An 8,994-nucleotide genomic window follows, 5' to 3' on the forward strand; every position below is an offset into this window, starting at 1 on the left:
CTATCGGGGACCGCCAAGAGGGAGATCGGGGTTATGTCACGCGAAAAGCCCGCAAACCGCGCCGACTATCGCCAGTTCGTCGCCCTGACGACGCGCTGGGCCGACAATGATGTTTACGGCCACATCAACAATGTCGCCTATTACGGCTTTATCGATACGGCGGTGAACCAGCTGCTGATCGAGGCGGGCGTGCTGGACGTAGAGGCATCGACCCAGATCGGCGTGGTGGTAGAATCCGGCTGTCGTTATCACGCCTCGGCCCACTATCCTGACACCATCCATGCGGGCGTGCGCGTGGGCCATCTGGGCAACAGCAGTGTGCGCTATGAGGTCGGCCTGTTCAGGAATGACGAGGATCAGGCCATTGCCGAGGGCTTCTTTGTCCACGTCTTTGTGGGCCGCGAGGATCGCAGGCCCCAAGCCATGTCTGCGGCCCTGAAAGCCTATCTGCAGACCCTGACTTGATCTGTGTCCGGGGGCGCAAGGACCCCCGGTCAACAGCCAGCGCGATCAGTCGCGCGTATTGCGCATCAGTGCCATGATGCCCACGGCGGTCAGTGCGCCCAGAGCAAAGGCACCCACAACCGAACCGGTCGCAGCAGCGGTCGAAACCGTAACCGGACGACGGGCGTAGCGCTCGACGATCTCGGTGGCTTTCGGATCGCTCAGACCTTCATCGTAGGCGTCGTCCAGATAGGTGTCGTCAACTGCGACCATGATCGTCCTCCAAACATAAAGTGCGCCTTTTTGAAAACCTGTGGCGCGATAGAGCGGTTCCCTGTGGTGACAGAGAAAGCCCTATCCGGTAAAGGGCGCCCCTTAGCATATTCGATTTCGGGCAAGCGACACCATGGCCGGCCACTCAAAATTCAAAAATATCATGCACCGCAAGGGGCGCGCCGATAAGCTCCGCGCCAAGCTTTTCTCGCGTCTGTCGCGTGAAATCACCGTTGCGGCCAAGTCGGGCATGCCCGACCCGTCGATGAACCCGCGACTGCGTCTTGCCGTGAACAACGCCAAGGCCGAGTCGATGCCGAAGGAAAACATCGAACGCGCCATCAAGAAGGCATCGGGCGGCGAAGTCGATGCGATGGAAGAAGTCCGCTACGAGGGCCGTGGCCCCGGCGGCGTCCAGATCGTGGTCGAATGCCTGACCGACAACCGCAACCGCGCCGCCTCGAACGTGCGTACCGCCTTCTCCAAGAACGGCGGCGCACTGGGTGAAGCCGGTTCGGTCACCTTCATGTGGGACCGCGTCGGCAAGATCACCTATCCGGCCGAAGCCGGTACCGAGGACGCCGTCATGGAAGCCGCCATCGAGGCCGGTGCCATGGACGTCGAAAGCGATCTGGTGAAGCCGGACATCTACGAAGACGCTCCGGGCCACACCATCTGGACCGCCTTCGAGGACCTGAACGAAGTCGCCGAGAACATGTCCAAGGTTCTGGGTGACCCGAAGTCCACGGCTATTGTCTGGAAGCCACAGTCGGAGATCCAAATCTCCGGTGAACAGGTCGGAACCCTGTTTAAGCTGCTGGATGCACTGGACGCCGAGGACGATGTCCAGCAAGTCTATTCCAACGAAGACATCTCGGAAGAAGACGCCGCGAAATACGCAGGCTGATCTTTTCGAGGTTGGGGCTGGGAAAGGGCGGCGCCGTCAGGGCGACGCCCTTTTTCTTTGTCCGGTTAGGGAAAGCGACATTGGTTCGGGTGTTTTCTGTCTGTGTACTGCACAGGACAGGAGACGCTGGATGCTGCCTTGGTACGAACTGGTCTGGCCCATTGCGGGGGCCGTAGTCGCGGGCGGACTGATCGGGCTGGAGCGCGAATGGCGTGGCCGTCCGGCGGGGTTCCGCACCCATATTTTGGTCAGCCTGTCGTCGTGCCTGTTGATGCTGGCGGCCCTGCACCAGCCGATCTGGGCGTTCGACAACATCCCCGCCGACAACATCATGACCGACCCGACGCGTATGGCGCACGGCATACTGACGGGCATAGGCTTCCTGTGCGCAGGCGTGATCGTCCGGCAGGGCTTCTCCATCCACGGACTGACCACGGCGGCCTCGCTATGGATGACGGCGGCCATCGGCATGCTGTTCGGGGCGGGGTTGCCCGTGGTGGCCATCACCGGCGCAATCGTGACGGCGGTGATCCTTGTGGGCCTAAAGCTGATTAGCTCACTGGTGCCATCGCGCGTGACCGCCGAGATCAGGGTCGAATGGAAGCGTGGCGACCGGCAGGCGGCAGAGCGTGTGCAATCCATTCTGTCGGTTCCCAAGGCGGGCCTTCGCTCGGGCCGCTATGCCCTGAGTGCCGACGGCGCGCACGAGGTCCGCTGCTGGCGTTTCCGCATCAATGACCGCAGCCGTTTGACCCAGATCGCCAGCGATCTTTCAAACGAACCGGGTGTCACTGGCTTCGAGATATCGCCCCACGACGATTGATCAGGTGCAAAAGGCGATGGCCCGCTCGACCCAGATGATCAGGCCCTGACGCTGCCACAGGGCCAGACCGCCCAGCACCAGCGCGATGGCTCCCGCGCCGAGCAGGGCGGGGATCAGGCGTTCGGGCTTTTGCGGTTCTGGCTTTTGCGGTTCTGGCGTCATGCGTGGGCGGGCTGTGGTGCGGGCGGGGTCTGGCGGATAGGCAGGTTGGCCACGGCGGCGATGAAGCCTAGCGCAATCGCAATATACCACACCAGTTGGTACGAGCCGGTCGCATCAAAGATCAGCCCTGCCAGCCATGCACCCAGAAACGCCCCGATCTGGTGTCCAAAGAAGACCAGACCCGTCAGGGCCGACAGGTTCCGCAGGCCATAGATCTGGGCCACCAATCCATTGGTCAGTGGCACAGTGCCCAGCCACAGAAAGCCAAATGCCGCCGTGAACACCAGTGCGCTGGCCGAGGTCAGCGGCACCATCAGAAACACGATGATGGCCACGCCACGCAGGGCATAGAGCACGGCCAGCAGATGCTTTTTGGAGTATTTCCCGCCCCATGCACCCCACATCCACGAGCCGAGGATGTTGAACAGGCCGATCAGCGCCAGCCCCGTGGCGCCGACACTGGCAGGCAGGCCTTGATCGGTGATGTAGGCGGGGAAGTGGATACCCACGAAGGCGACATGGAAACCGCAGACGAAATAGCCACCGAACAGCAGCCACCAGCTGTGGTCGGCAAAGGCCTGTTTCAGGGCCTGACCCAGCGGCAGACCTTCGGGGCGGGAAGCGGCAACGGCACCGCGCCGCGTCATCAACCCAAAGGCCAGCGGCACGATCAGCAGCAGCATGGCTGCTAGCGCCGTCAAACTGTTCTGCCAGCCGATGGCGTCAATCAGCGCCTGTGCCAGCGGCACGACGAAGAACTGGCCCAGCGAGCCGCCCGCGGTGATGATGCCAAACGCGAGGGTGCGTTTGTGCGGGGGCACGATCTTGCCGACCGCACCCATGGTCACAACAAAGGTGCAGCCCGACATGGCCATGCCCACCAGCGCGCCGAAGCCGATACCGATCCCCAAGGCATTGGTGGCATAGGCGGTGATCACCATGCCTGCCGCATACATGGCGGTACCGATCAACAGCACGCGCCCCGCGCCATGCTTGTCGGCATAGGCCCCGACAAAGGGCTGGACCGCCCCGAACAACAGGTTCTGCAGGGCCAGCACAAAGCCGAAGGTCTGGCGGCTGATCCCCAGATCCATAACCATCGGCGTCAGATAGAGCCCGAACGACTGGCGCACGCCCATGGCCAGAGTGACGATGGCGGCGCTGGCGGCGATCATGATCCAGGCTTGCCGTGACAGGACCGGAGCGGGGGAGGATGTCATGCGGTACCCTTACTTCGGCTGTGCGCCGTCACGCTGTAAAAGCTGTGCGGCTGCGTCACATCGGGCGTGGCTTCCGCAATCTCTGGTAGGCCAACCTTGGCGAGGTCATGCAAGGGGAAAAGCGGCATCCGGTCATTGTCTGCTAACTATCTTTGGGGCATGACGTGAACAGATGACGAACGAAACCATCAGAATCGTCGGGATCGACCCCGGCCTACGCAAGACCGGCTGGGGCGTGATCGCAGCCGAAGGCTCGCGTTTGCGTTGGATCGCGCATGGCGTGATCGCGCCTGACGATACCCTGCCGTTTTCGGAGCGGTTGCTGGCGCTGATGAACGGCATCCACGCCATCTGCCACGATTATCAGGTCGACGAGGCGGCGGTCGAAGAGGTGTTCGTCAACGTCAATCCCGCCTCGACCCTGAAACTGGGTCAGGCGCGCGGGGCCGTTATCCTCGGGGCTGCCACCTATGGCCTGTCGGTGGGGGAATACCCCGCCAACCTGATCAAAAAGGTCGTGGTCGGTGCCGGTCACGCCGACAAGACCCAGATCGCCTATATGGTGGCGCGCCTGTTGCCGACTTCCAAGGGGGCCAAGGCCGACGCCGCCGATGCCCTGGCCGTCGCCATCACCCACGCACAGCTTCGCAAGCGTGCGCTGTTGGAATCTCTAGTTAAAGGTGCCGCGTGATCGGTCGTTTGAAAGGCATTGTTGCCGAGGTCGAGCTGGACCACTGCATCATCGACTGCGGCGGGGTCGGCTATGTCGCCACCTGCGGATCGCGCACCCTGTCGCGTCTGGCCCCCAATGCCGAGGCCACCGTCTATATCCATTCGCAATGGTCCGAGGACCAAGGCCCGCGCCTTTACGGCTTCTTCAGCCGAGACGAGCGCAAGGCGTTTACGACCCTTCTGGCCATTCAGGGCGTCGGCCCCAAGGCAGCGCTGGCGGTTCTCGATGTGCTGCCGCCGTCCGATCTGGCCAATGCCGTGGCGCGTGAGGACAAGGCCGCCGTGGCCCGTGCCAATGGCGTGGGGCCGAAACTGGCGCTGCGTATCGTGACGGAGCTGAAGGGCAAGCCGCTGGGCGATACCACCTTCACCCCGACCGCTGCGGGCGTTCATACCGAGATTGCCGCCGCGCCGGTGCCCTCGATTGCGGGCGAGGCCGTGGCCGCGCTGCTGGGTCTGGGCATTGCCGAGGTCAACGCCCGCCGCGCCGTCGAGGTCGCGCTGGAAGCCAAGGGCGAGGAGGCGGGCCTGTCCGCCATCATCCGCGCCGCGCTTCAGGAACTGGGTAAATGAGCGAGCGTATCCTGAGCGGCGAGGCCATGGCGGGCGAGGCATTCGACCGCGCCCTTCGTCCGCAAACCCTGTCGGAGTTCGTCGGCCAACCCAAGGCCAAGGACAATCTGTCGATCTTCATCGAGGCCGCGAAAAAGCGCCAAGAGGCGATGGACCACGTCCTGCTGTTCGGGCCTCCGGGGCTGGGCAAGACGACGCTGGCGCAGATCGTGGCGCGTGAGCTGGGCGTGGGTTTCCGCGCCACCTCCGGTCCCATTCTGGGTAAGCCGGGCGACCTCGCGGCCATCCTGACCAATCTCGAACCGCGCGATGTGCTGTTCATCGACGAAATCCACCGCATGTCGCCTCAGGTCGAGGAAGTCCTCTATCCCGCGATGGAAGACCATGTGCTGGACCTGATCATCGGCGAGGGACCCTCCGCCCGCTCGGTGCGGATCGATCTGGCCCCGTTCACGCTGGTGGGGGCGACGACCCGCGCGGGCCTGCTGGCCACGCCCTTGCGCGACCGTTTCGGTATCCCCCTGCGGCTGGAGTTCTACAGCCCAGAAGAACTGACCATGGTGGTGCGCGGCACCGCCCGCAAAATGGGCGCGGAGATCGACGCCGAGGGCGCGTTCGAGATCGCTTCGCGCTCGCGCGGGACGCCGCGTATCGCGGGCCGTCTGCTGCGCCGCGTGCGCGACTTCGCCGATGCGGCGGGCGCTCCGCTCATCAATCGTCTGGTGGCCGCGCAGTCGCTGGCCCGTTTGGAAGTCGATGAAGCGGGTCTGGACAGCAATGACCGCCGCTTCCTCAAGGCCCTGATCGAAAACTATGGCGGCGGTCCCGTCGGCATGGACACCCTCGCCGCCGCCATCGCCGAAGCCCGCGACGCCGTCGAGGACGTGATCGAACCCTATCTGCTGCAACAGGGCTTCATCATGCGCACTCCCCGCGGCCGTATGGCGTGTGCGCGCGCGTATGAACATCTGGGCCTGTCAGCGCCGCCGCCTACGCCCAGTTCGCCGGATCTGTTTGGGAAGTAGGGCGCGTACAAGAATCGACACCTGTCATCTATAGTTGACAGTCTGGCAAACAGGGGTATGCTGGATGGCGTTTGAAGTACGAAGCACAGTTCGGTTTGATCAGTGGCTCGATGACCTGCGTGATCGCAAGGCACGCTCCAAAGTTCTGTTCGCCATCCGCAAGATGTCCTTGGGCAATCTTGGGGACGTGAAACCTGTCGGGGCTGGCGTCAGCGAGACCCGCATTCACTTTGGGCCGGGCTATCGATTGTATTTCGTGCGGCGTGGAAGCGAGGTCATCATTCTTCTGTGTGGCGGAGACAAAAGCTCCCAAACGCAGGACATCAAGACGGCCATCGCTTTATCTACTGAGGTTTGACGCCATGTCCGATATCGCAACTAAGGCTTTTGATGTTTCCGAGCATCTACGAACGCCTGAGGATATCGCCGACTATCTGCAAGCTGCGCTGGATGATGGCGAGGGTGACACCCGCCTGTTTCGTGCGGCGTTGGCAGACGCGCTCAAGGCGCATAACCGGATAAGCGGAGCGGCGGCATCCGCAGGTATCAGCCGTCAGGGCGCATACAAGGCGCTGTCGGCTGAGGGGAACCCTTCGTTCGACACCATCCTCAAGCTGATGAAGGCTGCGGGATTGAGCTTTGAGATCAAGGCCGCTGCCTAGGCTGCGCTTGCTTCGCCCTCAAATAAGCGCGAAGTCAGGGGTATGACCGATCTCCCCACCGCTGGCCGTTTCGAGGCTAAGGATCACCTGCTGCCTGTGCGTGTCTATTACGAGGACACCGATTTTACGGGCGTGGTCTATCACGCTAACTATGTCCGCTATTTCGAGCGCGGGCGGTCGGACTTCCTGCGGGCGGCGGGGATTGGCCATACCGACCTGCTGGAAAGCGATGATCCGCTGGCCTTTGTCGTCAGCGAGTTGAACATCAAATACGTCCGGCCGGCCAAGATCGACGACGCCCTGATCGTGCGCACCCGCTATGAGGTGGTGAAGGGCGTTCGCATGTTGATCAAACAGACGATCGAGCGTGACGGCGAGGTTCTGGCCAAGGCCGATGTGGTCGCCGCCTGCATCCACATGGATGGTCGTCCGCGTCGCCCAAGCAAGCTTTTGATGCAAAAGGTCGAGCCGTGGCTGTCGGGACCGTCCGACGCGTCCTAAACCGTTAAATTCCGTTAAGAAATAAGCCGATAACGCTTATGTCAGAGCCTTATGGGGTGACGTGTGCGTTATGGTTGGCTAGATCGCCGATATTGCCTTGAATTCGCCATCTGTTGCGTCTCTCAAAGGTACAGGATTTCCGGAAGCGACCAAGGATCATTGAATGGCTCCCCCTGTCGACGCCTCGCTGTTGAACCCCATCGAACTCTTCATGTCCGCCGACTGGGTGGTGAAGGTGATCATGATCGGGCTGGCGATTGCCTCGCTCTGGTCGTGGGCGGTGATCCTCGACAAGGCCTTCCGCTTCAGCGCCATGTTCAAGCGCGCCAATGAGTTCGAACAACTGATCGAGACGCGCTCGCTGGAAGAGGCCGCCGCTGCCGCAGGCCCGCATCCGGCCGATCCTCTGCCGCGCATGCTGCAGATTACCCTGCAGGACTGGAAAGAGGCCCGCCAGCGTGGTCCGTTGACCGATGCACAGGGTCAGGCCCTGCTGAACCGCATCGACCGCGCGATGGACTCGGTGATCTCGCGCGAGACGCAAAAGATCGAAAACGGTCTGGGCGTTCTGTCGGTGGTCGCCACCGCCTCGCCCTTCATCGGCCTGTTCGGCACCGTCTGGGGCATCATGAATGCCTTTGACCGCATCGCCGCCGCCGGTAACACCAATCTGACGACCGTGGCTCCGGCCATCGCCGAGGCCCTGTTCGCCACGGCCATCGGTCTGGCCGCCGCCATTCCGGCCTATATGGCCTTCAATGCCTTTTCGGTGACGGCTGGCAAGTTTACGGGCCGTCTCGAAACCTTTGCCGACGACCTGTCCGCTGCGCTGGCCCGCCGTCTGGCCGGTCCGGCCACCCCGCCGCCGCCGCCTGTTCCGTCTTCGGACCTGAACATCCGTCGGGGCCACTAAGCCATGGGTATGGCCGCAGGAGGATCGGGCGGAGGAGGCGGTCGCGGCCGTCGCCGCGCCCGCAAGCGCCCGCTGAGCGAGATCAACGTCACGCCGCTGGTGGACGTGATGCTTGTGCTGCTGATCATCTTCATGGTGTCGGCACCGCTGATCACGGTCGGCGTTCCGGTGGAACTGCCCAAGACCGAGGCCAGCGCCGTCGAGGTGAACGACAAGCCGGTGTCTGTCTCCATCAAGGATGACGGCTCGATCTATGTCGGCGAATCCGAGGTCAGCTGGGAACAGCTTCCGGTCCGCGTCGGCGAGGAAGCGGGCGAGAACGCGCGCGAAAAGCAGATCTTCATCCGCGCCGATGGCCGTGCCCCCTATCAGGCCGTGGCCCGCGTCATGGCCCGCCTGTCGGCGACCGGCTTCACCAAGCTGAACCTGATCACAGACACCGCAGAGGCGGCAGGAGCCTAAGGCTGGATGCGTAGGCCGTCCCCCGCCCTGATCGGATCGCTGGCGCTTCACGCCGGCGTTGTGCTGCTCAGCCTTCTGACGCTGAGCAACCGCAAGGCCGAGCCCTTGCCGCTGGTCAATTCGGTGCCGGTCAGCATTGTGTCCGATGTCGTGATTGAAGCGGCACCGGCAGACAATCCGCAGCCGGACCACAGCCCCGAGGACGGATCGACCTCGCCGCAGGACCTGCCGCAGGCCGCTGAGCCTTCGCCCCCGCCGCCCGAGCCGACGCCGACCCCGCCCAAGCCGGAGCCGACG

Annotated in this window: 14 protein-coding genes and 1 pseudogene; 12 read left to right on the forward strand and 3 right to left on the reverse strand. The window is 63.1% G+C overall.

The annotated features are described in order from the left end of the window. Positions 1–33: 33 nt before the first annotated feature. The gene (locus tag Q0Y42_RS07455; RefSeq protein WP_297801867.1) at positions 34–465 is read left to right on the forward strand and encodes a thioesterase family protein; all 432 of its coding nucleotides are present in this window, start codon (positions 34–36) and stop codon (positions 463–465) included. A gap of 45 nt (positions 466–510) precedes the next feature. Here the strand turns inward: Q0Y42_RS07455 and Q0Y42_RS07460 are convergent, their stop codons facing one another. Then, positions 511–717: a hypothetical protein gene (locus Q0Y42_RS07460; protein WP_297801869.1), complete on the reverse strand. Its 207-nt coding sequence runs from the start codon at positions 715–717 to the stop codon at positions 511–513. A gap of 133 nt (positions 718–850) precedes the next feature. Between Q0Y42_RS07460 and Q0Y42_RS07465 the strand changes: the two genes are divergently transcribed. Continuing rightward, entirely contained in the window at positions 851–1,624 is a 774-nt protein-coding gene (locus tag Q0Y42_RS07465) for a YebC/PmpR family DNA-binding transcriptional regulator (protein WP_297801871.1), read from the forward strand. Between the two features lie 130 nt (positions 1,625–1,754). Then, a complete protein-coding gene (locus tag Q0Y42_RS07470; RefSeq protein ID WP_297801873.1) occupies positions 1,755–2,447 on the forward strand; it encodes an MgtC/SapB family protein in 693 nt (230 codons plus the stop codon). Here Q0Y42_RS07470 and Q0Y42_RS07475 read toward each other — a convergent pair whose 3' ends face one another. Both Q0Y42_RS07475 and Q0Y42_RS07480 read right to left on the reverse strand, forming a co-directional pair. Then, positions 2,448–2,609: a hypothetical protein gene (locus Q0Y42_RS07475; RefSeq protein ID WP_297801875.1), complete on the reverse strand. Its 162-nt coding sequence runs from the start codon at positions 2,607–2,609 to the stop codon at positions 2,448–2,450. Beyond that, the gene (locus Q0Y42_RS07480; RefSeq protein ID WP_297801877.1) at positions 2,606–3,829 is read right to left on the reverse strand and encodes an MFS transporter; all 1,224 of its coding nucleotides are present in this window, start codon (positions 3,827–3,829) and stop codon (positions 2,606–2,608) included. The genes Q0Y42_RS07475 and Q0Y42_RS07480 overlap by 4 nt, the downstream gene beginning before the upstream one ends. A 172-nt stretch (positions 3,830–4,001) precedes the next feature. Here Q0Y42_RS07480 and ruvC point away from each other — a divergent pair, with 172 nt between their 5' ends. From ruvC to Q0Y42_RS07525, 9 genes and pseudogenes are all read left to right on the forward strand, one after another. After that, positions 4,002–4,520 (forward strand): crossover junction endodeoxyribonuclease RuvC, encoded by a 519-nt coding sequence (gene ruvC / locus Q0Y42_RS07485; RefSeq protein ID WP_297801879.1) that lies wholly within the window; start codon positions 4,002–4,004, stop codon positions 4,518–4,520. Beyond that, positions 4,517–5,134: a Holliday junction branch migration protein RuvA gene (gene ruvA / locus Q0Y42_RS07490; protein ID WP_297801881.1), complete on the forward strand. Its 618-nt coding sequence runs from the start codon at positions 4,517–4,519 to the stop codon at positions 5,132–5,134. Before ruvC ends, ruvA begins: the two co-directional genes overlap by 4 nt. Then, positions 5,131–6,159, forward strand: coding sequence for a Holliday junction branch migration DNA helicase RuvB (ruvB, locus tag Q0Y42_RS07495; RefSeq protein ID WP_297801883.1), 1,029 nt, complete (start codon positions 5,131–5,133; stop codon positions 6,157–6,159). Before ruvA ends, ruvB begins: the two co-directional genes overlap by 4 nt. 64 nt (positions 6,160–6,223) lie before the next feature. Next, complete coding sequence (locus Q0Y42_RS07500; RefSeq protein WP_297801884.1) at positions 6,224–6,517, forward strand: type II toxin-antitoxin system RelE/ParE family toxin; 294 nt, start codon at positions 6,224–6,226, stop codon at positions 6,515–6,517. Positions 6,518–6,521: 4 nt separating this feature from the next. Next, a complete protein-coding gene (locus tag Q0Y42_RS07505) occupies positions 6,522–6,821 on the forward strand; it encodes an addiction module antidote protein (protein ID WP_297801885.1) in 300 nt (99 codons plus the stop codon). Positions 6,822–6,863: 42 nt separating this feature from the next. After that, entirely contained in the window at positions 6,864–7,322 is a 459-nt protein-coding gene (gene ybgC, locus Q0Y42_RS07510) for a tol-pal system-associated acyl-CoA thioesterase (protein ID WP_297801887.1), read from the forward strand. 163 nt (positions 7,323–7,485) lie between these two features. Continuing rightward, a complete protein-coding gene (gene tolQ, locus Q0Y42_RS07515) occupies positions 7,486–8,235 on the forward strand; it encodes a protein TolQ (RefSeq protein ID WP_297801889.1) in 750 nt (249 codons plus the stop codon). A 9-nt stretch (positions 8,236–8,244) separates the two neighbouring features. After that, positions 8,245–8,697: a biopolymer transporter ExbD gene (locus Q0Y42_RS07520; RefSeq protein ID WP_297801891.1), complete on the forward strand. Its 453-nt coding sequence runs from the start codon at positions 8,245–8,247 to the stop codon at positions 8,695–8,697. Between the two features lie 6 nt (positions 8,698–8,703). Beyond that, positions 8,704–8,994: pseudogene (locus Q0Y42_RS07525) on the forward strand (hypothetical protein); the annotation flags it as partial.

Origin of the sequence: uncultured Brevundimonas sp., assembly GCF_947305955.1 — a bacterium.
Classification (GTDB): domain Bacteria; phylum Pseudomonadota; class Alphaproteobacteria; order Caulobacterales; family Caulobacteraceae; genus Brevundimonas.

What these genes read in the sequence shown, in the direction of transcription:
- Q0Y42_RS07455 (WP_297801867.1), top strand. Translation starts at nt 34, where the DNA reads ATGTCACGCGAAAAGCCCGCAAACCGCGCCGACTATCGCCAGTTCGTC.
- Q0Y42_RS07460 (WP_297801869.1), bottom strand. Translation starts at nt 717, where the DNA reads ATGGTCGCAGTTGACGACACCTATCTGGACGACGCCTACGATGAAGGT.
- Q0Y42_RS07465 (WP_297801871.1), top strand. Translation starts at nt 851, where the DNA reads ATGGCCGGCCACTCAAAATTCAAAAATATCATGCACCGCAAGGGGCGC.
- Q0Y42_RS07470 (WP_297801873.1), top strand. Translation starts at nt 1,755, where the DNA reads ATGCTGCCTTGGTACGAACTGGTCTGGCCCATTGCGGGGGCCGTAGTC.
- Q0Y42_RS07475 (WP_297801875.1), bottom strand. Translation starts at nt 2,609, where the DNA reads ATGACGCCAGAACCGCAAAAGCCAGAACCGCAAAAGCCCGAACGCCTG.
- Q0Y42_RS07480 (WP_297801877.1), bottom strand. Translation starts at nt 3,829, where the DNA reads ATGACATCCTCCCCCGCTCCGGTCCTGTCACGGCAAGCCTGGATCATG.
- ruvC (WP_297801879.1), top strand. Translation starts at nt 4,002, where the DNA reads ATGACGAACGAAACCATCAGAATCGTCGGGATCGACCCCGGCCTACGC.
- ruvB (WP_297801883.1), top strand. Translation starts at nt 5,131, where the DNA reads ATGAGCGAGCGTATCCTGAGCGGCGAGGCCATGGCGGGCGAGGCATTC.
- Q0Y42_RS07500 (WP_297801884.1), top strand. Translation starts at nt 6,224, where the DNA reads ATGGCGTTTGAAGTACGAAGCACAGTTCGGTTTGATCAGTGGCTCGAT.
- Q0Y42_RS07505 (WP_297801885.1), top strand. Translation starts at nt 6,522, where the DNA reads ATGTCCGATATCGCAACTAAGGCTTTTGATGTTTCCGAGCATCTACGA.
- ybgC (WP_297801887.1), top strand. Translation starts at nt 6,864, where the DNA reads ATGACCGATCTCCCCACCGCTGGCCGTTTCGAGGCTAAGGATCACCTG.
- tolQ (WP_297801889.1), top strand. Translation starts at nt 7,486, where the DNA reads ATGGCTCCCCCTGTCGACGCCTCGCTGTTGAACCCCATCGAACTCTTC.
- Q0Y42_RS07520 (WP_297801891.1), top strand. Translation starts at nt 8,245, where the DNA reads ATGGCCGCAGGAGGATCGGGCGGAGGAGGCGGTCGCGGCCGTCGCCGC.